The sequence below is a fragment of the Kribbella monticola genome, from assembly GCF_003261635.1.
GTDB classification, from domain to species: domain Bacteria; phylum Actinomycetota; class Actinomycetes; order Propionibacteriales; family Kribbellaceae; genus Kribbella; species Kribbella monticola.
The window spans coordinates 84,031-107,026 of the sequence record NZ_QFXK01000026.1 but is presented as its reverse complement, the minus strand read 5'-3'; the positions used below and the strand labels follow the sequence as shown (position 1 = coordinate 107,026).

General features: G+C 68.7%; 20 protein-coding genes. 10 read left to right on the top strand and 10 right to left on the bottom strand.

Annotated features, from left to right (window positions below; genetic code table 11):
* Positions 1 to 73 precede the first annotated feature (73 nt).
* From DIZ26_RS10875 to DIZ26_RS10865, 3 genes are all read left to right on the top strand, one after another.
* Complete coding sequence (locus DIZ26_RS10875; RefSeq protein ID WP_112239989.1) at positions 74 to 2,806, top strand: helix-turn-helix transcriptional regulator; 2,733 nt, start codon at positions 74 to 76, stop codon at positions 2,804 to 2,806.
* A 149-nt stretch (positions 2,807 to 2,955) separates the two neighbouring features.
* The gene (locus tag DIZ26_RS10870) at positions 2,956 to 3,705 is read left to right on the top strand and encodes an SDR family oxidoreductase (protein ID WP_112239987.1); all 750 of its coding nucleotides are present in this window, start codon (positions 2,956 to 2,958) and stop codon (positions 3,703 to 3,705) included.
* A gap of 15 nt (positions 3,706 to 3,720) precedes the next feature.
* Positions 3,721 to 4,614: an SDR family oxidoreductase gene (locus DIZ26_RS10865; protein WP_112239985.1), complete on the top strand. Its 894-nt coding sequence runs from the start codon at positions 3,721 to 3,723 to the stop codon at positions 4,612 to 4,614.
* A 15-nt stretch (positions 4,615 to 4,629) separates the two neighbouring features.
* Here DIZ26_RS10865 and DIZ26_RS10860 read toward each other — a convergent pair whose 3' ends face one another.
* The gene (locus tag DIZ26_RS10860) at positions 4,630 to 5,445 is read right to left on the bottom strand and encodes an alpha/beta hydrolase (protein ID WP_112239983.1); all 816 of its coding nucleotides are present in this window, start codon (positions 5,443 to 5,445) and stop codon (positions 4,630 to 4,632) included.
* Positions 5,446 to 5,638: 193 nt separating this feature from the next.
* Between DIZ26_RS10860 and thrS the strand changes: the two genes are divergently transcribed.
* Together thrS and DIZ26_RS10850 are read left to right on the top strand one after the other, a co-directional pair.
* A complete protein-coding gene (gene thrS / locus DIZ26_RS10855; RefSeq protein ID WP_198676035.1) occupies positions 5,639 to 7,663 on the top strand; it encodes a threonine--tRNA ligase in 2,025 nt (674 codons plus the stop codon).
* The gene (locus DIZ26_RS10850; protein WP_112239982.1) at positions 7,660 to 8,271 is read left to right on the top strand and encodes an HIT family protein; all 612 of its coding nucleotides are present in this window, start codon (positions 7,660 to 7,662) and stop codon (positions 8,269 to 8,271) included. Before thrS ends, DIZ26_RS10850 begins: the two co-directional genes overlap by 4 nt.
* Positions 8,272 to 8,384: 113 nt before the next feature.
* Here DIZ26_RS10850 and DIZ26_RS10845 read toward each other — a convergent pair whose 3' ends face one another.
* A complete protein-coding gene (locus DIZ26_RS10845) occupies positions 8,385 to 9,347 on the bottom strand; it encodes a hypothetical protein (protein ID WP_232828252.1) in 963 nt (320 codons plus the stop codon).
* Positions 9,348 to 9,431: 84 nt separating this feature from the next.
* Between DIZ26_RS10845 and pgsA the strand changes: the two genes are divergently transcribed.
* The 3 genes from pgsA to DIZ26_RS10830 are packed head-to-tail and all read left to right on the top strand — an operon-like array spanning position 9,432 to position 12,199.
* Positions 9,432 to 10,229 (top strand): phosphatidylinositol phosphate synthase, encoded by a 798-nt coding sequence (gene pgsA / locus DIZ26_RS10840; RefSeq protein WP_332872723.1) that lies wholly within the window; start codon positions 9,432 to 9,434, stop codon positions 10,227 to 10,229.
* A 3-nt stretch (positions 10,230 to 10,232) separates the two neighbouring features.
* Positions 10,233 to 11,099, top strand: coding sequence for a phosphatidylinositol mannoside acyltransferase (locus DIZ26_RS10835; protein ID WP_112239980.1), 867 nt, complete (start codon positions 10,233 to 10,235; stop codon positions 11,097 to 11,099).
* Entirely contained in the window at positions 11,099 to 12,199 is a 1,101-nt protein-coding gene (locus tag DIZ26_RS10830) for a glycosyltransferase family 4 protein (RefSeq protein ID WP_112239978.1), read from the top strand. Before DIZ26_RS10835 ends, DIZ26_RS10830 begins: the two co-directional genes overlap by 1 nt.
* Here DIZ26_RS10830 and DIZ26_RS10825 read toward each other — a convergent pair.
* The 6 genes from DIZ26_RS10825 to DIZ26_RS10800 form a co-directional block, all read right to left on the bottom strand.
* Positions 12,196 to 12,429, bottom strand: a complete 234-nt coding sequence (locus tag DIZ26_RS10825; protein ID WP_112239976.1) for an anti-sigma factor family protein — start codon at positions 12,427 to 12,429, stop codon at positions 12,196 to 12,198. The genes DIZ26_RS10830 and DIZ26_RS10825 overlap by 4 nt on opposite strands.
* Positions 12,426 to 13,082 (bottom strand): RNA polymerase sigma factor, encoded by a 657-nt coding sequence (locus tag DIZ26_RS10820; protein WP_112239974.1) that lies wholly within the window; start codon positions 13,080 to 13,082, stop codon positions 12,426 to 12,428. Before DIZ26_RS10820 ends, DIZ26_RS10825 begins: the two co-directional genes overlap by 4 nt.
* Before the next feature lie 13 nt (positions 13,083 to 13,095).
* Positions 13,096 to 14,331, bottom strand: a complete 1,236-nt coding sequence (locus DIZ26_RS10815) for an MFS transporter (RefSeq protein WP_232828251.1) — start codon at positions 14,329 to 14,331, stop codon at positions 13,096 to 13,098.
* Between the two features lie 182 nt (positions 14,332 to 14,513).
* On the bottom strand, positions 14,514 to 14,918 hold the full coding sequence (locus DIZ26_RS10810) for an HIT family protein (RefSeq protein ID WP_112239971.1): 405 nt from the start codon (positions 14,916 to 14,918) through the stop codon (positions 14,514 to 14,516).
* A gap of 70 nt (positions 14,919 to 14,988) precedes the next feature.
* Positions 14,989 to 17,124, bottom strand: coding sequence for an elongation factor G-like protein EF-G2 (locus DIZ26_RS10805; RefSeq protein WP_112239969.1), 2,136 nt, complete (start codon positions 17,122 to 17,124; stop codon positions 14,989 to 14,991).
* A gap of 127 nt (positions 17,125 to 17,251) precedes the next feature.
* Positions 17,252 to 18,202: a coiled-coil domain-containing protein gene (locus DIZ26_RS10800; RefSeq protein ID WP_112239967.1), complete on the bottom strand. Its 951-nt coding sequence runs from the start codon at positions 18,200 to 18,202 to the stop codon at positions 17,252 to 17,254.
* A gap of 289 nt (positions 18,203 to 18,491) precedes the next feature.
* On the opposite strand from DIZ26_RS10800, the gene DIZ26_RS10795 reads away from it, so the two are divergent.
* Positions 18,492 to 19,877 (top strand): tyrosine-type recombinase/integrase, encoded by a 1,386-nt coding sequence (locus DIZ26_RS10795; RefSeq protein ID WP_232828249.1) that lies wholly within the window; start codon positions 18,492 to 18,494, stop codon positions 19,875 to 19,877.
* 49 nt (positions 19,878 to 19,926) lie between these two features.
* Positions 19,927 to 21,924, top strand: a complete 1,998-nt coding sequence (locus tag DIZ26_RS10790; RefSeq protein ID WP_112239964.1) for a DUF2207 domain-containing protein — start codon at positions 19,927 to 19,929, stop codon at positions 21,922 to 21,924.
* Positions 21,925 to 21,981: 57 nt separating this feature from the next.
* Here DIZ26_RS10790 and DIZ26_RS10785 read toward each other — a convergent pair whose 3' ends face one another.
* Both DIZ26_RS10785 and DIZ26_RS10780 read right to left on the bottom strand, forming a co-directional pair.
* On the bottom strand, positions 21,982 to 22,509 hold the full coding sequence (locus DIZ26_RS10785; RefSeq protein WP_112239962.1) for a ferritin: 528 nt from the start codon (positions 22,507 to 22,509) through the stop codon (positions 21,982 to 21,984).
* A 63-nt stretch (positions 22,510 to 22,572) separates the two neighbouring features.
* Positions 22,573 to 22,986, bottom strand: a complete 414-nt coding sequence (locus tag DIZ26_RS10780) for a hypothetical protein (protein WP_112239960.1) — start codon at positions 22,984 to 22,986, stop codon at positions 22,573 to 22,575.
* Positions 22,987 to 22,996: the final 10 nt, after the last annotated feature.

Genomic DNA, 22,996 nt, shown 5'->3' with positions numbered 1-22,996 from the left:
CACGGGGCCGGGGTACGGGGGCGTTGCGCTGACTTTCTGGCAGAGAAGGCCTGGAGGGAGTTAGCTTCGAAGCATGTTGGTGGACCGGGACACCGAGCGCCGGCAACTCGATGCACTGCTGGCTGACCTGCGGAGCGGAGCCAGCCGGTCCCTGGTGATCTCGGGAGAGGCCGGCATCGGCAAGTCGGCTTTGCTGGGTTATCTGGTCGCGGAGGCGTCGGGCTGCCGGGTGGTGCGAGCGGCCGGCGTACAGGCTGAGGCAGAGCTGGCCTTTGCTGGACTGCATCTGCTGTGTACGCCGCTGCTGGACCACCTGGGCCGCATTCCGACTCCTCAGCAGGACGCGCTTGCCACGGCATTCGGCCTGCGAACCGGTGCTCCGCCGGACCGCTTCCTGGTGGGACTGGCCGTGCTGAGCCTGCTGGCTGCTGTTGCGGCCGAGACTCCGCTGCTGTGCGTTGTCGACGATGCCCAGTGGCTGGACCGGATCTCGGCGGAGACTCTCGCGTTCGTCGGGCGCCGGTTGCTGGCGGAGTCCGTCGGACTGGTGTTCTCCGTGCGCGACCCGGTCGCCGAGGGGTCGTTCAGCGGTCTGCCGCAGCTGGCTCTGACCGGTCTGCCGGCGGAGCCTGCACGGCGGCTGCTGGCCGCGGCGATTCCGGGAGCACTTGACGAAGGGGTCCGCGATCGCATCGTCGCCGAGACGCGGGGCAATCCGCTGGCCCTGCTGGAGTTGCCGCGCGAGCTCAGCCACACCCAGCTGGCCGGTGGCTTCGGGCTGCTGGACGCCAAGAGTCTCGCCGGCCGGATCGAGGACAGCTTCCGCCGCCGGCTCGCGCCACTGTCGCCGGACCGGCGCCGGCTGCTGCTGCTCGCCGCGGTCGAGCCGGTGGGCGATCCAGCCCTGGTACGCCGGGCGGCGGGGCAGCTCGGAATCGGGATGGATGGGCTGGATCCCGCGAGCTTCGCGGGCCTGCTCGAGATCGATGAGCGGATCACCTTTCGTCACCCGCTGGTTCGGTCGGCGGTCTACCGGGAAGCGACGCCGGAGCAACGTGCGGAGGCGCACCGTGCGTTGGCGGAGGTGACCGATCCGGACAGCGACGCCGATCGCCGTACCTGGCATCTGGCCAATGCCGCGAGCGGTCCGGACGAGCAGGTGGCCGGCGAACTGGAGCGCTCTGCTGGGCGGGCGCAGGCGCGGGGCGGGCTTGCCGCCGCTGCCGCCTTCCTCGAACGAGCCGCCGTGCTGACCCCGGATCCGGGGCTGCGAGCGGGACGTGCACTGGCCGCGGCCCAGGCCAAGTTGCAGGCCGGCGCATTCGACGCGGCAGCGGATCTACTGGCGATGGCCGAGGCCGCCGAGCTCGGCGAATTGGAACAGGCACGCGTGGACCTGCTGCGCGCCCAGCTGGCCTTCGTCACCAGCCGGGGCCGCGAGGCGCCGCCGTTGCTCCTCAGAGCTGCCCAGCGTCTCGAGCCGATCGACGTCGAGCTGTGCCGCGCGACGTACCTGGACGCCCTGACAGCCGCGATGTTCGTCGGCACGCTGGCCAGCCCTGGAGGCAGCACGCTCGATGTGGCCCGCGCTGCCGCGACAGCGCCGCGGCCGACCAATCCCCGAGCGCCGGACCTGCTGCTGGACGGGCTGGCGGCGAACTTCACCGAGGGCTACGCGGCGGGAGCCCTTCTGCTGCGGCAGGCACTGGTCGAGTTCGGCAGCGGTATGTCGCCGGAGGAGGAGCTGCGTTGGCTGTGGTTGGGCACGGAGGCCGCCCTGCACCTGTGGGACGACGAGTCCTGGCACCTGCTGTCCCGCCGGTACGTCGAGCTGGCGCGCGCCGGAGGGGTGTTGAGCGAGCTGCCGCTGGCGCTGAGCACGCACGCGTACATGCTGCTGTTCGCGGGCGAATTGACCGCCGCGCGATCGCTGGTCGACGAGGGACTCGCCGTGACCGAGGCGACCAGCAGCAACCTTGCGCCGTACAGCGCGATGGCCCTGGCGGCGTACTGCGGCCGCGAGGCGGAAGTGTCGGGTCTGATCGAGGACACCATCCCCGACGTGACCCGGCGAGGTGAAGGCATCGGCACAGCCGTGGCGCATTGGACCAACGCGGTGCTCCACAACGGCCTGGGCAACTATCCCGAGGCGATGAGCGCCGCCCAGGAGGCGCTTCGCCACCAGCAGTACCCAGAGCTGCGCTACCCGGGCGTGGCGAACTGGGCCGCTGCGGAGCTGATCGAGGCGGCCGTCCGGAGCGGACGCCGCGAGCTCGCCGTCGAGGTGTTCGACTGGATCGCCACCATGACCGGCGCCAGCGGCACTGGTTGGGCGCTCGGGCTGGAAGCTCGGTGCCGGGCTTTGCTGAGCGACGATGATCAAGCAGAAGCGCTGTACCGAGAGGCGATCGAGCGGCTCGGGCAGACCCGAGTAGGTACCGAGTCGGCCCGTACGACGTTGCTGTACGGCGAGTGGCTGCGCAGGCAGGGGCGGCGGCTGGACGCGCGACAGCAGTTGCGGGCGGCGCACGAGCAGTTCACGGCAATGGGTGCCGAAGCGTTCGCGGACCGGGCCCATCACGAGCTGGTGGCCACGGGGGAGAAGGCCCGGAAACGAAGGGCGCCGGCAGTCGGTGCGTTGACGGCGCGGGAATCGCAGGTTGCCCGGCTGGCGCGCGACGGCCTGTCGAATCCGGAGATCGGTACCCGGCTGTTCTTGAGCCCCCGCACCGTCGAGTACCACCTGAGCAACGTCTTCGCGAAGCTCGGAATCACGTCCCGCTACGAACTCGTCCGCGCCCTCTGACGACTCTTCACCACAGGCCGGAACCCCGGGGCTCTGAACCCGGGGGTGGAACCCCGGGTATGACGGGCGCCAGCGGTGCCGATCGGCGTAACAGTGTGGTGATCCGGATCGCCGCGCGGATCGCGGCTGCCTGATCGGAGGAAAACGACATGACCACTCCCGGTACCAGTCCCGGCCCACGCGTCGCGATCGTCACCGGCGGATCCGGCGGCATCGGCCGCGAGGTGTCCCAGCGGCTCGCGGCCGACGGGATGAGCGTCCTGGTGCACTACGCGGGCAACCCGGTCACCGCCGACGAGGTCGTCAAGACGATCTCCGACGACGGCGGCACCGCGAGCAGCTTCGGCGCCGACGTCGCCGACGAGTCGCAGGTCGGGGAACTGTTCGACGTCGTCGAGGAGCGCTACGGCGGTGTTGACGTGGTGGTGCACACCGCGGGCATCATGCTGCTGTCGCCGCTGGCCCAGTTCGACCTCGACGACCTGGACCGGATGCACCGGATCAACATCCGCGGCACGTTCGTCGTGAACCAGCAGGCCGCCCGCCGGGTCCGGAAGGGTGGCGCGATCCTGAACTTCTCCTCCTCGGTGGTCAAGCTCGCCTTCGAGGGCTACACCGGGTACGCCGCCACCAAGGGCGCCGTCGACGCAATGACTCTGATCCTCGCCCGGGAGCTGCGTGGCCGGGACATCACCGTGAACGCTGTAGCGCCCGGCCCCACCGCGACCGCGCTGTTCCTGGACGGCAAGGACCAGGCGACCATCGACCACCTGACGAACCTGGCGCCCCTGCAGCGGCTCGGCGTACCGGCCGACATCGCCGAGGCCGTCTCCTTCCTTGCCGGGCCGGCCCGCTGGGTCAACGGCCAGGTCGTCTACGTCAACGGCGGCGTCATCTAGATCAGGAGGTCAGCCATGTCGAAGAACATCGTCGTCACCGGTGCCTCGAGCGGGTTCGGCGCGATGACCGCGCGCGCCCTCGCCGACGCCGGTCACCGCGTGTACGCCGGGATGCGGAACACCAGCAGCCGCAACGCCGCCGCTGTCGCCGAGCTCGCGGACTACGCCAAGAGCCGGTCGGTCGACGTCCGCGCCCTCGAGTTGGACGTCACCCAGCAGGAATCGGTCGACAGTGCGATCAAGGAGGTACTGGCCGAGGCCGGCGAGATCGACGTGATCGTGCACAACGCCGGACACATGGTGCTGGGGCCGGCCGAGGCGTTCACGCCGGAGCAGCTCATGGAGGTCTACGACGTGAACGTGCTCTCCACCCAGCGGGTCAACCGGGCGGTCCTTCCGCACCTGCGCGCTCGCGGTGACGGGCTGCTGGTCTGGGTCGGTTCGTCCAGCACCCGCGGCGGCACCCCGCCGTACCTGGCGCCGTACTTCGCGGCGAAGGCGGCCGAGGACTCGCTCGCGGTCAGCTACGCCGCCGAGCTGGCCCGTTTCGGCATTGACACCACCATCGTCGTACCTGGTTCCTTCACGACCGGCACCAACCACTTCGCCCACGCAGGCCATCCCGCGGACGCCGACATCGCTGCGGCTTACGACGCGCAGTACGCCGGTTTGATGGACCAGGTCGCCCAGCGGCTGGCCGCCCTGGCTCCCAGCACCGCGGACCCGACCGAGGTCGCACGTCAGATCGCCCGGGTCGTGGACCTGCCCAAGGGGAGCAGGCCCTTCCGGGTGCACATCGACCCGGCCGACGACGGCTCGGAGCGGGTCAACGAGCTCGGCGACCGGATCCGGGAGGAGTTCTACGAACGCATCGGTCTCACCGACCTGCTCGCCGCGCGCCTGTCTTGATTGCCTGGTCATGCGTCAACGCAGTAGTGCGCGTAGCCACGCGGCTGTGCTGGCGAGGGTGGCCCGGCTGTGGAACTCGGAGTCCTCGTGGCCGGCGCCGCCAACGTACTCGAACCGGCTCCGTACGCCGGCCCGGACCAGAGCTTCGTGCAGGGCCAAGCCTTGGCCGGGCGGGACGATCCGGTCGCGATCGCCGTGAGCGATCAGGAAGGGTGGAGCCTGTTGTGTGACCCGCGACAGCAGGCTCCACTCATGGGCCCGCTCAGCAAGCCGTTCAGGGTCGTCGATGCCCAACAGGTCAGCCTCGAATCGGAACGGCAACAGCTTGGCCTCCAGTGGGCTACGCGCTGCTGAGGCCTCCAGGTCGACCTGCCCGAACCAGTGGACGACCGCCTGGACCGCGGAGGACTGGTCGAGGTTGCCGCCCACCGCGCCCTCCAGTGCGCTGTCTCCATTGGAGAGAGCGAGCAACGAGCCCAAATAGGCACCTGCTGAGGTGCCCCAGACACCGATCCGCTGCGTGGAGAGTCCCAACTGCGGCCCCTGTGCCCGGAGCCATCGCACTGCGCCTTTCAGGTCGTGCACTTGTTGAGGAAAGACGGCTTTCGGAGCGAGCCGATAGTCGGCCGAGACCACTGTCACGCCGTACGCGGCGAGAGGTGCCAGCCGGGTTGCGCTGTCCTCGCTTTTCTCGCCCCGGGACCAGCCGCCGCCGTGTGCGTAGAGGACGACCGGTGTGTCGGGCTCGGCGGGACGATAGATGTCGAGGCGCAGGTCTGTCCCGTCGAGGGTGGCGTAGACGAGGTCCTGCTCGATCGTCACCTCGTCCATGTCTTTGCCTCCCTCGTTGCGGCTGTCCGATCGCTTTCACCCTAGACGTCGCGACCGTGACCGGCTCGCGGCTGTCCACAGGCCCTGCGTCCATCGGAAGGGCCTGTGGATGGGGCGTCGGGGTGTGGCGGCGGAGTGGATACCATCTCCGGTGTGACGGCCTGCTGTGGGCCGACCTATCCGAGGAGTGAACGTGGCGGAAGTCAAGGTCCATCTGATCGGCGTCGAGGGCGAGGCTGAGCGGAGTGTGACCGAGACGACGACGATCGGGGAGCTGTTCGCCGAGCTCTTCGGTCAGGATCGTTCCGCCATCGCCGCCAAGGTCAACGGCGAGCTGCGCGATCTGGCCCGGGTGGTCGAGGACGGTGACGAGATCGAGCCGGTCAAGGCCGACTCGGCCGACGGCCTCGCCATCATCCGGCACTCGACCGCGCACGTCCTGGCCCAGGCGGTGCAGGACCTCTTTCCGGACGCGAAGCTGGGCATCGGCCCGCCGGTCGAGAACGGCTTCTACTACGACTTCGACGTGGCGACTCCGTTCACGCCGGAGGATCTCGGCAAGCTCGAGAAGAAGATGCAGCAGATCATCAAGGAGCGGCAGCGGTTCAGCCGCCGGGTGGTCTCCGACGACGACGCCCGCACCGAGCTGGCCTCCGAGCCGTACAAGCTGGAGCTGATCGGCATCAAGGGCTCCGCGTCGGCGGACGCGGCCGAGGGCGCGAATGTCGAGGTCGGCGCCGGTGAGCTGACGATCTACGACAACGTCCGGCGCGACGACACCGTCGCCTGGAAGGACCTGTGCCGCGGTCCGCACGTGCCGGCCACCGGTTATCTGGGCAACTTCAAGCTGATGCGGGTCGCGGCGGCGTACTGGCGCGGCAGCGAGAAGAACCCGCAGCTGCAGCGCATCTACGGCACCGCGTGGGACACCCGCGACGCCCTGAAGGCGTACCTGAACCACCTGGAGGAGGCCGCCAAGCGCGACCACCGCAAGCTGGGCACCGAGCTCGACCTGTTCAGCTTCCCCGACGAGATCGGTTCCGGCCTGGCGGTCTTCCACCCCAAGGGCGGCGTGCTCCGCAAGGTGATGGAGGACTACTCCCGCCAGCGGCACGTCGAGGACGGCTACGAGTTCGTCTACACCCCGCACATCACCAAGGCACAGCTGTTCCAGACCTCGGGCCACCTGGACTGGTACGCCGACGGCATGTACCCGCCCATGCATCTGGACGAGGAGCGCGGGCCGGACGGCGAGATCCGCAAGCAGGGCCAGGACTACTACCTCAAGCCGATGAACTGCCCGATGCACAACCTGATCTTCGACTCGCGCGGCCGGTCGTACCGCGAGCTGCCGATGCGGCTGTTCGAGTTCGGCACGGTGTACCGGCTGGAGAAGTCCGGCGTCATCCACGGCATGACCCGGGCCCGCGGCTTCACCCAGGACGACGCCCACATCTACTGCACCCGCGAGCAGATGCGCGACGAGCTTCGCGGCCTGCTGAACTTCGTGCTGGGCCTGCTGGCGGATTACGGCCTGGATGACTTCTACCTCGAGCTGTCGACCAAGAACCCGGAGAAGTTCGTCGGCTCCGACGAGGTCTGGGAAGAAGCCACCGAGACGCTCCGCGAGGTCGCCGAGGGTTCCGGGCTGGAGCTGGTCCCGGATCCGGGCGGCGCCGCGTTCTACGGGCCGAAGATCTCCGTCCAGGCCCGGGACGCGATCGGCCGGACCTGGCAGATGTCGACGATCCAGCTCGACTTCAACCTGCCCGAGCGGTTCGAGCTGGAGTACACGGCACCCGACGGTTCGCGGCAGCGGCCGGTGATGATCCACCGGGCGCTGTTCGGCTCGATCGAGCGGTTCGTCGCGGTGCTGACCGAGCACTACGCCGGTGTCTTCCCGCCGTGGCTCGCACCGGTCCAGGTCATCGGCATCCCGATCACCGACGGCCACGTGGACTACCTGTACGACGTAGCCGCGCAGCTCAAGGCCGAGGGCATCCGGATCGAGATCGACGCCTCCGACGACCGGATGCAGAAGAAGATCCGCAATGCCCAGAAGGCGAAAGTGCCGTACATGCTGATCGCGGGTGATGAGGACATGGCCGCCGGCTCGGTCTCGTTCCGGTACCGCGACGGCTCGCAGAAGAACGGCATCCCGATCGCCGACGCCGTCGCCGAGATCGTCGACGCGGTCAAGAGGCGCGTGCAGGTATGACCGACCAACCCCTCCTGCCCGGCGCCGACCAGCCGGGCGAGCAAGGCTCCTCGCCGTACGAGCCGGTCGAGCTCGCTGGGCGGGACGGGGTCGGGGTGCCCGATCCGTTCATGCGGTTGTGGACCCCGCATCGGATGGCCTACATCGAAGGTGAGAACAAGCCGACGAGTACGGACGCCGGCTCGGGCTGCCCGTTCTGCCGGATCCCGGGGTTGTCCGACGCGGACGGCTTGATCGCGGCGCGCGCGGAGTCGGCGTACGCCGTGCTGAATCTGTACCCGTACAACCCCGGCCACCTGATGGTGGTGCCGTACCGGCACGTCGCCGACTACACCGAGCTGACGCCGGCGGAGGTGGCCGACGTGGCGAAGCTGACGCAGCAGGCGATGCAGACCGTGCGAACCGTCTCGGCGGCACACGGCTTCAACATCGGGATGAACCAGGGCGAGATCGCCGGTGCGGGGATCGCCGCGCACCTGCATCAGCACGTGGTGCCGCGCTGGGGAGGCGACACCAACTTCATGCCGGTCGTCGCCCAGACGAAGGTCCTTCCTCAGCTGCTCTCCGACACCCGAGCACTCCTCGCCAAGTCCTGGCCGACCGACTGACTCGCTGACCGAGGCTCAGACAGCCGTCTGGCGTGCAGCAGTCGCCGTCGGGCACGCAGCAGTCGCTGTCAGGCGCTTCGCTTCGAGTCGGCCGCGCAGGACCGCGGTCGATCTCAGCGGATGAAGAGGGGGAGCAGCGGGCCGACGATGCCTACCAAGGTGTCGAGGGAGACGGGCCGGGACGGGACGGTCAGCCCGGTGACGCGGACGACTCGGCGGCCTTCGCGGAACACGAGTTCGCCCTGGTCGGGGAGGTAGTAGCCGGGTTCACCGATCGGGGCGAAGGCCGGCGGGGGAGACGTGACGATCTCCGGGATCGTGTCCTGGTCGAACGACTCCACGATCGACACAGTCGCGTCGAACGTCCCCCAGATACAGGTGAGCGCCCCGTTCACCCGGTAGTCGCGCCGCAACTGCACCTGCGCGCCGACGAAGCGCTCCGCCGCCGAAGTGGACACCTGGCACGCGGCATCCACTTGGCGAGCATTCCGCAGTACGGCCGGTACTGCGGCGCGCACGGCCAGGCCGATCGCGACCGCCTTGGCGCGATCGATCCCGGTCGCCGTACTGCGGTCGATCCCGCCCGGCGAGGTGATGCGGACGACCCGGTCGTCAGCCGTGAAGGCCAGCCGGGCCGTGCCGAGCCGGGCATCCGGGCCGAGCTCGGGAACGCCGCGGGTGAGCCCGCTCGACAGTCGGCTCAGCGAATCGGGCTGCTTCGGGAGCGCGCTGACCCCGATCTGCACGGGCCGGTCGTCGAGCAGCAGCGTGCACAGGTCGAGCGCGGGCAGGCCGCCGTCGTTCCAGGAGTACCGCTTGGCGGTGACCTTGACGCCCAGTTCCTTGCCGAGGCCGGCGCTGATCGCCGTACAGACCTGTGGGCCGGGCGCTCCGGCGCTTCCGTCGAGGCCTTCCGGCTGCGGCGGAGCCACCGCGGCAGGCACGATCACCGCCGGTTGCCCAGGGCTCGGCCGGGCGTCGTTGGCCCGGCGCGCGACCGAGCAGTTCGAGGCGGTGACGACGATCAGCGCGAGGGCGAGAAAGAGCCGGATCACGGCGCCACGTCGTACGGTCATCTCGCCTCCCAGTGAGGCAATGGTGCGCCTTCGGGGTGGCGCTGTCATCCGATGGTGAGCCGCCTGGTCTACGATCGCGTCGCCATGCTTAACAGATTCCGGCAGTTCTGGACCAAGGTGATCTCGCCGATCGCCAACCTCTTGCTGAAGCTCGGCGTGAGCGCCGACGCCGTCACGCTGGTCGGCACCATCGGTGTCTGCGCCGGCGCGCTGATCTTCTTCCCGCGCGGCCACATCTGGCTGGGCGTGGTGGTGATCACCTGCTTCGTGTTCTCCGACCTGATCGACGGCTACATGGCCCGCACCTCGGGCACGTCGTCGAAGTGGGGGTCGTACCTGGACTCCACGCTGGACCGGCTCGGCGACGGCGCGATCTTCGGCGGCCTCGTCATGTACTACGCCGGCAGCGCGGGCCACTCGCGTTGGATGGCCGCGGTCACCCTGTGGGCGCTGGTGATGGGCGCGACCACGTCGTACGCGCGGGCGAAGGCCGAAAGCCTCGGGCTGCACGCCAGTGGCGGGCTCGCCGAGCGCTCGGACCGGCTGGTGTCGGTGCTGGTGATCGGGTTCTTCTCGGACGTGCTCAACCTGCCCATCCTGCTCGAGATCGTGCTCTGCGTGCTCGCGGTGGCCAGCACGATCACGGTCGTCCAGCGCACCCTGAGCGTCCGCAAGCAGGTGCTGTCCGACCCGGCCAACGCCGGCCTCGGTACGCCGCCCGCCGGTGCAGCTTCGCCCGGAGCGCCGACGCCCGCCCCGGGCGCGACCGACGGCGTCTCGGGCGGCGACGGGGTTCCTGCGGGCGGGTCGACGGCGGCGGGCGACGGGCTGCCGGGGGATCACCAGCGGCCGGGGTCGGGGACCCCGCCGACGACCTCCTGAGCTGTGGAACGCTTGCGCCAGCGCGCGGTCGACCTGGCGTTCGCGCTCGCCTGGGCGCTGGTACGCCGGTTGCCGGAATCGGTCGTCACCTGGTGCTTCAACCGGGTCGCCGATTTCGTCGTACGCCGGAACGGGCGCGGCATTCAGCGGCTTCGCTCGAATCTCGCGGTGGTTCGGCCGGCCGCGACGCCGGCTGAGCTGGACGCGATGACCGGGGCCGGAATGCGGTCGTACCTGCGCTACTGGCAGGAGGCGTTCCGGCTCCCCGAATGGGACGACGCGCGGATCGTCGGCCGGGTCCGGACCGTCAACGAGAAGGTGCTCCGCGACGCGCATGCCGCCGGTCGCGGCGTGATCTGCGCGCTTCCGCACCTCGCGAACTACGACCATGCAGGCGCCTGGGCGGGGCGGACGGGGATGCCCGTGTCCACCGTGGCCGAGCGGCTACGCCCGGAGTCGCTGTTCGACCGGTTTGTTGCGTATCGCAAGAAGCTGGGAATGGAGGTGCTGCCGCTCACCGGCAGCGACGAGCACGTGTTCGGCGTACTGGCCGAGCGCCTGCGCGCCGGTGGGTTCGTCTGTCTGGTGGCCGATCGGGATCTGTCGGAGCGCGGTGTGCCGGTGGACTTCTTCGGTCGGCGGTCGCGGATGCCGGCGGGTCCCGCGGCGCTGAGCGTCCGCACCGGTGCACCGCTGATCCCGGCGACGCTGCACTACGACGGCCCGGATCTGGTGATCACCTTCCACGAGCCCATCGAGCGTGCCGGTGGCCCGGCGGCGATGACCCAGCGGTGCGCGGACGCCTTCGCCGAGGGGATCGCCGCTCATCCGCAGGACTGGCACATGCTGCAACGGATCTTCGTGGACTGATGAAGATCGGCCTGGTCTGCCCGTACTCGCTCGGAACGCCGGGGGGAGTGCAGAACCACGTCCGCGATCTCGCCGAAGCGCTGCTGTCCCGCGGCCACGAGGTCTCCGTGCTCGCGCCCGTCGACGACGAGCACCCGGCGCCGCCGTACGTCGTGAGCTCGGGGCACGCCGTCGGTGTTCCCTACAACGGCTCCGTCGCTCGCGTCACCTTCGGCCCGCGTACGGCGGCGCGGGTGCGGGCCTGGCTCGCCGATGGGGACTTCGATGTCGTCCACGTGCACGAACCGACTACGCCGAGCGTATCGATCATCGCGTTGTGGTCCGGCGAGGGACCGTTCGTCGCCACCTTTCACACCTGGCAGGTGCGATCGCGGGCGATGAGCGCGGCGGCCGGATTGCTGCGGCCGGCGCTGGAGAAGATCGACGCCCGGATCGCGGTGTCGGAGAACGCGCGCTCGATGATGGTCCAGCACATCGGCGGCGAGGCCGTGGTGATCCCGAACGGGCTCTACACCGCGCGTTTCGCTGGTCAGCCGCGACCGGATTGGCAGGGTGCGGACGGGACGATCAGCTTCCTCGGCCGGATGGACGAACCGCGCAAGGGACTGGGCGTTCTGCTCGCCGCTGTTCCGCATTTGGTGACCGAGCGGCCGCACCTGCGCGTCCTGGTTGCCGGCGCCGGGCAGGCCGACGAGGCCCGGCGATCGCTGCCGGAGTTCTGCCGGGAGAACGTTCTCTTCCTCGGCGCCATCGACGATGCGGCGCGGGCGGACATGTTCGCCGGCTCGGACGTGTACGTCGCTCCGCATCTCGGCGGCGAGAGCTTCGGCATCGTGCTGCTGGAGGCGATGGCCTCCGGAGCACCTGTGCTGGCGAGCGATCTGGCCGCCTTCCGGCAGGTGCTCGACGGGGGCCGGCTGGGGGAGTTGTTCGAGCCGGGCGACGCCGCCGCACTCGCCCGATGCGCCTCGCGGCTGCTCGGCTCGCCCGACGAACGGGACAAACTGCGGTCGGCCGGGCGCAACGCCGTACGGCGGTATGACTGGGAAGTGTTGATCGGCGAGCTGATGGCTGTCTACGAGCTGGTCGCGCGGCGTTAGTGCCTTGCGCGGAAGATGTTGAGCAGGGCTTGCCGGTTTTCCGGAGAGAGCGCTTCCTTGGGGAGCTCGCGAAGGGCATGCACGGTCTGGCGGACCTGGTCGAGGTAGCGGTCGCAACCGTCGCATAGGGCGAGGTGGTCCACGAACCGCTGCTCTTCGGCGGGGTCTAGGCCGCCTTCGAGGAACGCGGTCACCTGCTCGACGAACTCCTGGCAGTCGAGATCGGTCACGGCTTCGCCTCCTTGTAGTACTCCTCCAGTTTGCCTCGCAGGAACGCGCGAGCACGGTGCAGCAGGACTCGCTGGTTCCCCTGCGAGATCTCGAGCAGGTCGCAGACCTCGTCCGAGGAATAGCCCTCGACGTCGCGCAGTACGATCACCGCCCGTTGGCGCTCGGGCAGTTCCACGAGAGCCTGGCTCAGGAGGATCCGGGCCTCGCCTCCCAGCAGGCCTTGCTCGGGCGTCGGCCAGCTCGCCGGGAACTCCCACCAGTGTCCCGGATAGGGATCGCCCGCGGGCCGGAATCTGGCGGGGTCGACCGTCGGGCCGGTGTCGTCGAGGCTGCCCTCCGCGCTGCTGCCGGTTTGGATGCTGCTCACGGGGACGACTTTGTGCTCGCGGACTCCGCGGCGTTTCGCCTGGTTGGTGAGGATCCGGTAGATCCACGTCTTCAGCGACGACCGCCCCTCGAACCGGTCGATCCCCTCGATCACCGCGAGCCAGGTCTCCTGCACGACCTCGGCGGCGGACTCCTCGGTGGAGACGAAAGACCTGGCCAGTCGCAGCATGCCACCGGACCAACTGTCGAGCAGCAACGCGAAAGCGCTCTCTTCGCCGCTCCGCAGCCGGGCGACCAGAACCTCGTCCGGCGGAATCCCTTCCATCGCATCAGAGTAGTCACGCCGCGGTTCGCAGTACTGCGTGTTGCTCGGACCCGGTTGCTTCGAGTCGCTCGGCCGGGTCGGTGACTGGCCGGGCGATCACCCAGATCAGGCCGGCCCCGGCAAGAGCGACCGCTGCTGTGATCATCCAGCCGGCCGTGTACACGCCGTACTGGTTGCTCACGGCACCGAATCCGAGCGCGAACGGCAGGAAGAAGATCCAGGAGACCGCGCTGATCCCCGAAGCGACACCGGTCCGGATCGTCGAGGGGACCGCGTCGTGCATCAGGCGGCTGAGATGGATTCCCGCGACGACGAGCAAGAGGGTGAGCGTGATCATCGCTGCGGTCAGCGCGGCGAGGTTGTGGCTGGTGGTCATCGTCAGGCAGGCCAGCGCCATCGCGATAACCACGAGGACGACGGGTATCGGTTTGTCGAGCCGCACTCGTCCGGCCAGCAGACCACCGACGCCGAGCGTGGAGACGAGGCCGGCCCAGAAGGGTCCGTACAGCACGGGAGACGCAGAGAGCGCGATCAGCCAGAGCGGGCCGAACTCGAAGATTGCCTGCAGCAACAATGCCGACATGACGGATGCGGCGGCGATCGGGATGAGCCGGCCGCGTCGGGTGATCGCGGCGTAGGTGACCTTGAGATGTTGCCGGAGCGGAGAGCGCTCACTTGTTTCGTGGAGGCGCGGCTCGCGGAACGATGCGAGGGCGAGCAACGAGACGACGACGAACGGGAGGGTGAGGAAGTAGGTGAGCCGTGGGCTCGCGGCGGCTGCGATCCAGCCGCCGGCCAGGGCGCTCAGCACGAGGGCTACGCTCTCGATCAGCCGGATTCTGCCGATCTGCCGCTCGTAGTCGGCGCTACTGCCGGTCTCCTCGAGCACGGTGTCGTAGACGATCGCCTCGACTGTGCCCGAGTACATCGCGAAGTAGATGCCGAGCACGAGCGCCGCGACGATGTAGGTGAGCACGTTGCGACTGAGCCCGCCGATCAGCACACTCGCGAACATCGCGACCCCGGCAACCACCAGCACCCCGCGACGAGACCAACGATCGGCCAAGATCCCGGAGATCACCTCAACACCGGGCACCAACGCGGCGTACGCAGCGGCCATCACCCCGATCGTCGCCGCATCGAACCCGATCCCGGTCATGAACAACTTCTCCACCGGAACCCAGAATCCGACCCCCTGCAGAAACGCGGCCCCCTGCAACGGCACCAACCGCCGTACCAGCTTCGACATGACCACTCCAGATGCTCCGGAAGTCCCGATGCACTGAAGTGTCATGACCGCCCACGGCGTTACAGCTCCGCCTAGCCGCCTCGCCTCGCTTGCCCTACGTCTTGTTCAGGCCGCCCCGCCCCGGCCCGCCTCGCCCCAGCCCCCTGAGGATCTGGGGCGCGCGGGCCGCAGTATCGGCTGGATCAGCGGAGTTCGGCGGCGGTGGCTGCGATTTCTTCCATGTCACCGGGTGTCGGGTGCCAGGGGAGTTGGAGCGGGTCGTTCTTGTACCGCGGGATCACGTGCAGGTGGGTGTGGAACACGCTCTGCCAGGCGTCGGCGCCGATGCAACTGAGCAGGTTCGCGCCGTCGGCGTCGAGCCGCTCGATCACCGTGGTCACCAACGACTGCGCCAGCAGGGTCGCCGCGGTGAGATCCTCGGGAGCGCTCTCCCGCAGATCCTTCGCGTGCGCCCGCGGGATCACCAGCAGATGCCCACGAGTGGCCGGATTGATGTCCATGAACGCGATCGCCCGCTCGTTCTCCGCCACCTGCTGAGAAGGAATGGACCCCGCGACAATCCCACAAAAAAGACAGTTCTCACTCATCCCGTCACCCTAAAGCGCCCCCACCCCGAACCACCGCAGCCGGGGGAGTTCAGGGACCACACCGTGCCAGTCAAGCGGAGGATTTGACGCGGGCGGCTGCCGAATCAGGCATCGCTTCGTAGCGGACGAAGGAGCGCGTGAACGACGCAGCGCCATGAGAGAGCGATCTCAGGTCGACCGCGTACCGGGTGATCTCCACCTGCGGCACCTCGGCCTTGACCAGCGTGCGGTCGTCGCCGACTCGCTCGGTACCCAGCAACCGCCCGCGGCGCCCGGACAGATCACTCATCACCGAGCCGACCAGATCATCGGGCACCAGCACCGAGACGAGATCGACGGGTTCGAGCAGATTCACCTTGGTCGCGTTCGCGGCATCGCGCAGGGCAAGTCCGCCCGCCATCTGGAACGCCATGTCCGACGAATCGACGCTGTGCGCCTTGCCGTCGAGCAACGTGACCCGGATGTTCACCACCGGATACCCCGCGCCGACACCCCGCTCCATCTGCGCGCGCACGCCCTTCTCCACACTCGGGATGAACTGCCGCGGCACCGACCCACCGACCACCTTGTCGACGAACTCGAACTCGAGACCCTCCGGCAACGGCTCGACCTCGATGTCGCAGACGGCGTACTGGCCATGCCCGCCCGACTGCTTCACGTGCCGCCCGTGCCCCTTCGCCTTGCCGCCGAACGTCTCCCGCAACGGCACCCGAAGCTCCACGGTGTCCACCGTCACGCCGTACCGGTTGGCCAGCGCGTCCAGTACGACGTCCGAATGCGCCTCGCCCATGCACCACAGGACGATCTGGTGCGTCTCGGGGTTCTGCTCGATGCGCAACGTCGGATCCTCAGCCGCGAGCCGCTGCAGCCCGACGGACAACTTGTCCTCGTCGGTCTTCGCATGCGCCTGTACGGCGATCGGCAGCAGCGGTTCGGGCATGTTCCACGGTTTGAGCAGCAGCGGCTCGGCCTTGTCGGAAAGCGTGTCACCGGTCTCCGCACGCGTCAGCCGGCCGATCGCGCACAGATCACCCGCGACCACCGCCGAGGCAGGCCGCTGTTGCTTGCCCAATGGGAAGGAGAGGGTGCCGATCCGCTCGTCCTCGTCGTGATCGACATGCGTGTTGCCCTCGCCGAAGAAGGACGTGAAATGGCCCGACACGTGAACCGTCGTGTCGGGCCTGATGGTGCCGGAGAACACCCGGACCAGGCTGACCCTGCCGACGTACGGGTCCGACGTCGTCTTCACCACCTCGGCGAGCAATGGGCCGCTCGGGTCACAGGGCAGCTTCTTCTTCGGTACGCCGTGCGGCGAGAACACCTCGGGCACGGGGTGTTCGGTCGGCGAGGGGAACCCACTCGTCGCGACCTCGAGCAGCTCGAGCGTTCCGACGCCGGTGCCGCTGCACACCGGGAGAACAGGGAAGAAGGATCCGCGAGCAACCGCTCTCTCGAGATCTTCGATCAGGACGTCCTGGCCGATCTCCTCGCCGCCGAGATACCGGTCCATCAGGGATTCGTCCTCGGACTCCTCGATGATCCCTTCGATCAAGGTGCCGCGTTGTTCTTCGATCTGGTCCGCGTACTCCGGGTCGGGATCGCGTGTCGTCCGCTTGCCGCCGTCGTACTGGTACTGGGTCTGGGACAGCAACCCGATCAGCCCGTCGCTCGTGGGCAGGTAGAGCGGCAGAACCTTGTCCCCGAAGGCGTTCTGAGCGGCGGAGAGCGCGTTCTGGTAGTTCGCGCGGGCGTGGTCGAGTTTGGTGATCACCACGGCGCGCGGCATCCCGACCTGGTCGCATTCCTGCCAGAGCGCCTTCGTCGGTTCGTCCACGGACTCGTTCGCCGGGATCACGAAGAGAGCGCAATCCGCTGCTCTCAGACCGGCCCGGAGTTCGCCGACGAAATCGGCGTACCCGGGGGTGTCGATCAGGTTCACCTTCATCCCGGCGTGCGGGAGCGAGGCGAGGGCCAGGCCGACGGAGCGCTGTTGCCGGATCTCCGCCTCGTCGCTGTCGCAGACGGTCGTCCCGTCGAGCACCGAGCCCGGTCTGGACAGCACCCCGGAGGCGACCAGCAACGCCTCGACGAGGGTGGTCTTGCCGGCACCCGACGGGCCGACGAGTACCACGTTACGAATGGCGGCCGGGCTGTCCGCACTGGGAGCGGCTCCGGCGCCCTGGGAAGTGTTCGCCTTGTCTGCCATGACGTTCCTCCTAGTTAAGCCACCATTCCCCCAACCGCCCACCCAGCACAACCCCTCCAGACGTCGAAGCAAGCGACGCTTCCGCCGGACCAGGCGGTGACGGGCGGCACGGCCGTGGAGTAGGCGCCTAGGGGTGGGTGGCGGAGGTGTGAGTGGCGACGGCGGTGAGCACTGCTTGGAGGTCGTCTGGGTGTAGGCGTGGTGGTGTCTTTGGTGAGGCTCTGAGTTGGTCGAGTTCGGTGGTCAGTCGAGTGACTTCGGTGTGCAGATCGGTGAGTTCTGCGGTTTGCTTGGCGCGAAGACGGGTGAGCTCGACTGTGTGTTCGGCTTGTAGTTCGCGCGTCTCCTGTTCCAAACGGGTCTGCTTGTCGGCTGCTTCTTGTAGGGCGGTTGCTGCGGCCAGGTGAGCTTGTTCGGCTGCGGCGAGCTTGTCGGTGAGGGCGTGGCGTGCTGCGACCTCATGTGCCTGTGCCGTCTCCGCCGTCCGGGCGCGATCGCGTTCCGAGGCCAGCTCAGCACGCAGTACCTCGCGCTCTTCGTGAGCGGCATCCCGTTCGGCCGCCGCCCGCTCAGCCAGTACTGCGGTATCGCGCGCCTCCCGCTCCGCGCTCGCAACCCGTTCCTCCAGCCGCCCGGCGAGAACCTCGGCAGCTCGTTGTGCAGCGATCGCCTGCTCGGCTTCCTGACGCGCGGCGCCCAGCGCCTCGGTGGCTTGCAACGCCTGGCGTGCTGCAGCGTTGGCGCGCTCCACAGCCTCACTACGTTCCTTCGCAGCTCTCTCCGCAGTCGTCGCACTCTGCCGAGCCCGGTTCTCCGCCTGCTCCCGAGCCTCCTTGGCGGCGACTCGGCTCCGCTCAGCTTCGGCGACCTGGCCGTGCGCCGTCTCCACGGCAGCGACCGCAGCCGCCTCCACCTCATCGAGCCGAGCCGTGACTGATGCCAGCGCAGCAGTCAGAGCGTCCACCGGTCCGCGTACTGCGTCCAGGTGGTCGCGCAGTCGCTCGGCATCCAGCCGGAACGTACTGCTCCCAGCATCCAGCCCGAGTGCTCCCAGCGCCTCCCGCTCAGCCCGCGCCATCTGCGAACAAGTCCGTCCGCCCTCCCACCGCGTATCCCGGCAGAAGCGCCGCGGTCGCCCTCCTTGCATCCCCGGCGCCGGCAATTCGGCCCGGCACTTGCTGTACCCGCATCTCCCCGCGTCTTCCCGCCCGATCTCCATACCACGCAGCCTAGAAGTTAGCGGTTACAAAACCACGAAACCGATCCGGCGTTTCCAAAACCAAACCACAACCCCACGAAACCAGCGTTTCGTGGGCGCGACGGCGCGGCACTCCGAAACGACCGACCTGGCAGTGAAAACTGACCCGATGAACGACCGCCGCCCAGAGAATGAGCCGATAAGCGACGTGCTGGTGATGTGGGAGTCGGTGCCCACACCCGTCGCGGCTGACGAGCCGCCTGCACCCAGCCGGGGTGCCGAGGTCCCGACGTCTGGCGGGGGTGGCGGCGTGCCTGCGGCCGGCGCGGGCGACGAGGCGCCCGCGCAAGGCGGGGGTGACGGGGTGCCTGTGTCCGGTGCGGGCGAGCAGCTGAAGCTGGCTGGTGACGGGAGCTGGCCTGGTGTCGGCGACGCTGCGGGGCTTCAGCGGCTTGTGATGGAGTGGCTGACGCAGTACGCGAACCAGGGGACTCGGCAGACCTACGCCTACGCGCTGGGCATCCCGCAGGAGTGGGCGGTCTGGAGCCCAACGCAGCGGTCAGACGCGGCAACCAACCCGGCCAGCGCCGCAGCGGCGGGCGTAGTACGGGCGAAGCCTCCTGCCGCTCAAAGCGGGCTGTTGTATGACCTGGCGTGGTTCAGGTGGTGTGCAGGACGAGCGATGGACCCGCGCGAAGCTACCGGCACCCATGTGAAGGCCTGGCTGCACACGCTCGAAGCAGCAAACGCCAGCAAGCGCACCAGGCAGCGGATGCTCTCCACCCTCTCCGCGTTCTACGCCTACCTCACAGAAGTCGGTGCAGTCCCAGCAAACCCCGCCGCGCTCAACCGCACCCGTCTGGGACTCAACCGCAGCGCCCGAGATGCGTCGCCCACCATCCGCCTCACCGCAACGCAACTCAGAGCCCTGCTCGACGCAGCGGCGCACCTGCCCAACCGCACTCGTCACCGCAACCTGTACGCCGCCCGCGCAGTAGCCGTCGTCGCCCTGCTGACCCTCGGCCTCCGCGTCTCCGAACTGGTCGGCCTGGATCGCGACAACCTGATGGTCTCCGGCGGCGAACCGATGCTGCGCGTCCTGGGCAAGGGTGGTGTCCACCGCGAGGTCTACCTGACCGAACTGGCCTCCACAGCACTGCAGACCTACCTGGCCGAGCGCGACCGCACAGCCGAAGCCACAGCACCCGCAGTACGAGGCCGCACGAATGCAGGCGTCACCCCGCTCATCGCGACCCGCGACGGCGGCCGCTGCTCCCGCTTCGACATGAACGCCCTGCTTCGGCGAATCGCAGTACAGGCAGGCCCTGCTCTGGCCGACGTAGCCGATCGCATCCATCCGCACGCCCTGCGCCACGCCTACGTCACGATCGCCCTTGAGCAAGACGCCCGGATCCAGCACATCCAGGCCGACGTCGGCCATGCGAGCATCGCCACCACGCAGTACTACGACCGCAACCGCCGCACCCGCGCCACCACCGCCGCGGACCTCGTCGAAGCGGCGATTCAGGCGGCCGCTCCGACCCCCGAAGACTGAACCGCCCGTCGCGCACCTGTCAGACCCCGGACCTCGATACTGTCGCCGCATGCGTAGGGGATTCTTCACCGCCGTCTCGGCGGCTTTCGCCGCTCTCGTCCTGGCAGGTTTCGCAAGCACCGCGCCGGCAGCGGCTGCGCCGGCAGTAGCGACGCAGGCGGTCGCAGTGCAGGCAGTAGCGACGCAGGCGGTCGCAGTGCAGGCGGCAGCGGTGCGGGCGGGAGCGGTGCCGGCCGGCCACGCCGACATCGGCGACGTCGTGACCAGCATGAAGATCGGCTACACGGTGAAGTCGGACGGCGTGGTGCACGTGGACGAGACGATCGCCTACCACTTCGGCAGCACCGGCCGGCACGGCATCTTCCGGAACCTGATCACCCGGGAGAAGTACCGCGGCGACGAAGCGAAGGACCAGAAGTACGACATCTCGAACATCCACGTCAAAAGCCCGAGCGGCGCGAGCGACGAGTTCACGACCTCGACCAAGAAGTCGAACGGGCAGCGCGACCAGAGCATCCAGATCAAGATCGGCTCGGCCGACGAAACGATCTCCGGTACGGAGGCGACCTACGTCATCTCGTACGACGTACGCGGGGCACTCCGGCATTTCAAGGACCACAGCGAGCTCTACTGGGACGCGACGGGCACCGGCTGGGAAGCAGTACTCCGCAGCGTCACCGTGACCGTGAACGTCCCCGAAGGAGTCCAGCAGGTCGACTGCTTCGTCGGCCCACCCGGCTCCAACGAGAACTGCCCGCAGAAATCGGTCGTGGGCGGGAACGCGCTCTTCGGCGCCACAGACCTCGACCGCGGTGAGCAGTTGACCATCGTCGCCGGGATCAAGGCGGGCGTCGTCAGCAACGACACCCCGATCGTGGTCGACCCGCCAAGCTGGCTCGACCGCCTGGGGCTGACCCTGCCCGGCGTGATCGGATCGGGCGCAGTCACCGTCGGCGCAATCGTGGCCGCCATCCTCTACACGAAGAAGGGCAACCGCGATCAACGCTTCGCCGGGATGCCACCGGGCACCTTCCCGCCCAGTGGCATGAACGCTCAGCCGGTGAAGGACGACCTGAAAGAGGACCAGATTCCGGTCGCGTTCTCACCGCCGAAGATCCCGGTCGCCGAGGGCGGTCTGCTGATCGACGCAAAGGCGACCACGACCGAGACCGCTGCCACGCTGATCGACCTCGCCGTCCGTGGCGGCATCCGGATCGACAACACCGGCAACGAGCAGAAGGCGGTGCTGCTGAATCCCGCGGTCGCCACGCTGCCGCACGAGCAGGTGTTGCTCCAGGGATTGTTCCCCTCGCTGCAGCCCGGCGCCGAGATCACCCTCGAACGCCGGCCGGTCGGTGACACCTCCATGCGGCAGGCCCACGACGCGATGATCGCCGCGCTGCGTGAGCAGGTCAAGCAACGCCAGTGGTACCTGCGGATGCCGCGTGCGGGCGGTGGTTCCGCCGTCAGCGGCGGCGCCCGGGTTGCCTGTTTCGGCATCCTCGCCACCTGGATCTTCGGCGCCGGGATCGGCGGTACGGCGATCGGCGCGGCAACGGGTGGGCTCGGGCGCGCGCTGAGTGTGGCGATCCCGGTCCTCGCGGTGATTGTTGCCATCGGCATCTGGATCGGCAAGCGCGGCCAGGGGCAGCGGAATCCGGCCGGGCGTGCGGTCGCCGATCAGCTGATCGGCTTCCGGACCTATCTGGCCACGGCGGAGGCGGACCAGCTGAAGTTCGAAGAGGGCGAGGACATCTTCAGCAAGTACCTGCCCTGGGCGATCGCCTTCGAACTCGCCGATCGCTGGCAGCGGGTCTGTGCGCAACTCGTCGCCGCCGGACGGATCCCGCCGGACCCCTACTGGTACGTCGGTCCTTCGTACTACAACTCCGGCTTCGCCGCCGGAAGCATCAGCCAGACGGTCGCCAGCACCTTCGACCCGCCGCCGGCCCCGGCCGGAAGCGGTGGCGGCGGTGGCAGCTCGTCCGGCTTCAGCGGCGGCTCCTCCGGCGGCGGTGGCGGCGGCGGAGGCGGCGGCTCTTGGTAGTCCCCGGGACCGCCGCGGGTGTGGTCACGCGGCGGTCCTGAGCACGTTGGGACTGGGTCAGACCGTTCCGCCGGCCGCGGCGGGTGCCGTCGGGTCGGTGGCGTTGGCGCCGGAGACCTCGCGGGCCAGGAAATCCTCGAGGTGGAACAGATTGTCACCGGCCCGCTTCGCGACGTTGACCAGTGTCGTCATCGCCGAGACCTCCTCGACCTGCTCCTTGAGGAACCACTGCATGAACTGCTCGCCGACGTAGTCGCCGTCGTCGCGCGCGGTCCGGGCCAAGGTCTCGATCTGCTTGGTGACCGTGATCTCCTGCTGCAGCGCGAGTTCGAGCGGCTCGAGCGCGGACTCGAAGTCGTTCACCACGTCGCCGACGCCCGGGATCTGCGGGCGGATGTCCATGTCCAGCAGGTACTGGACCATCATCATCGCGTGGTTGCGCTCCTCCAGCGACTGCTTGTAGAAGTGCCCCGCGAGTTGCGGCAGGTCCTGGTCGTCGTACCAGACCGCGACGGCCGTGTACTGCTGGGACGCCGTGAATTCGTTGCGGATCTGTTCTTGCAGGAGTTTCGCGTACGTGCTCATGGCGGCCAATCTAGTGCCCGGCATGAGAAAACTCACCGTTGGCGAGGCTCGCCTAAGGCCGTGTCACCCGACGTCCTGGACGTGCGAGCGGATCGCCGGCAGGTTGCCGAGCGGCGCGAAGTACCCGGCGATGCCGTGGTCGAAGGTGATCGCGGCGATGCCCTGCTGCAGCCAGACCGGAGCCTGTACGACGGCGTCGGCCGGCGTGAGCGCAAGCACCAGCACCTCGTCGTCCGGACCGGCCAGACCGTTGTCCACCGCGAAGGTCCGGGCCCGCTCGGCGGACGTGAAAGCCATCAGGAACGGCTGGTCGGCGTGCACTCCGACGAACGGCTGCGGGTTGTCCGGCTCACCGCGCTGGACGAACCACCAGCGCTCCAGCGAGAACGTTGCCTTCCACAACTTCTCCTGGTTCGCCGTACTCGGTTCGGCCGCGACAGCCTCGGCAAGTGTGTCGGTGGCAGTAGCTTCGGTCATAACTCCCACG

What these genes read in the sequence shown, in the direction of transcription:
- DIZ26_RS10875 (WP_112239989.1), top strand. Translation starts at nt 74, where the DNA reads ATGTTGGTGGACCGGGACACCGAGCGCCGGCAACTCGATGCACTGCTG.
- DIZ26_RS10870 (WP_112239987.1), top strand. Translation starts at nt 2,956, where the DNA reads ATGACCACTCCCGGTACCAGTCCCGGCCCACGCGTCGCGATCGTCACC.
- DIZ26_RS10865 (WP_112239985.1), top strand. Translation starts at nt 3,721, where the DNA reads ATGTCGAAGAACATCGTCGTCACCGGTGCCTCGAGCGGGTTCGGCGCG.
- DIZ26_RS10860 (WP_112239983.1), bottom strand. Translation starts at nt 5,445, where the DNA reads ATGGACGAGGTGACGATCGAGCAGGACCTCGTCTACGCCACCCTCGAC.
- DIZ26_RS10850 (WP_112239982.1), top strand. Translation starts at nt 7,660, where the DNA reads ATGACCGACCAACCCCTCCTGCCCGGCGCCGACCAGCCGGGCGAGCAA.
- DIZ26_RS10845 (WP_232828252.1), bottom strand. Translation starts at nt 9,347, where the DNA reads ATGACCGTACGACGTGGCGCCGTGATCCGGCTCTTTCTCGCCCTCGCG.
- pgsA (WP_332872723.1), top strand. Translation starts at nt 9,432, where the DNA reads ATGCTTAACAGATTCCGGCAGTTCTGGACCAAGGTGATCTCGCCGATC.
- DIZ26_RS10830 (WP_112239978.1), top strand. Translation starts at nt 11,099, where the DNA reads ATGAAGATCGGCCTGGTCTGCCCGTACTCGCTCGGAACGCCGGGGGGA.
- DIZ26_RS10820 (WP_112239974.1), bottom strand. Translation starts at nt 13,082, where the DNA reads ATGGAAGGGATTCCGCCGGACGAGGTTCTGGTCGCCCGGCTGCGGAGC.
- DIZ26_RS10815 (WP_232828251.1), bottom strand. Translation starts at nt 14,331, where the DNA reads ATGTCGAAGCTGGTACGGCGGTTGGTGCCGTTGCAGGGGGCCGCGTTT.
- DIZ26_RS10810 (WP_112239971.1), bottom strand. Translation starts at nt 14,918, where the DNA reads ATGAGTGAGAACTGTCTTTTTTGTGGGATTGTCGCGGGGTCCATTCCT.
- DIZ26_RS10805 (WP_112239969.1), bottom strand. Translation starts at nt 17,124, where the DNA reads ATGGCAGACAAGGCGAACACTTCCCAGGGCGCCGGAGCCGCTCCCAGT.
- DIZ26_RS10800 (WP_112239967.1), bottom strand. Translation starts at nt 18,202, where the DNA reads ATGGCGCGGGCTGAGCGGGAGGCGCTGGGAGCACTCGGGCTGGATGCT.
- DIZ26_RS10795 (WP_232828249.1), top strand. Translation starts at nt 18,492, where the DNA reads ATGAACGACCGCCGCCCAGAGAATGAGCCGATAAGCGACGTGCTGGTG.
- DIZ26_RS10790 (WP_112239964.1), top strand. Translation starts at nt 19,927, where the DNA reads ATGCGTAGGGGATTCTTCACCGCCGTCTCGGCGGCTTTCGCCGCTCTC.
- DIZ26_RS10785 (WP_112239962.1), bottom strand. Translation starts at nt 22,509, where the DNA reads ATGAGCACGTACGCGAAACTCCTGCAAGAACAGATCCGCAACGAATTC.
- DIZ26_RS10780 (WP_112239960.1), bottom strand. Translation starts at nt 22,986, where the DNA reads ATGACCGAAGCTACTGCCACCGACACACTTGCCGAGGCTGTCGCGGCC.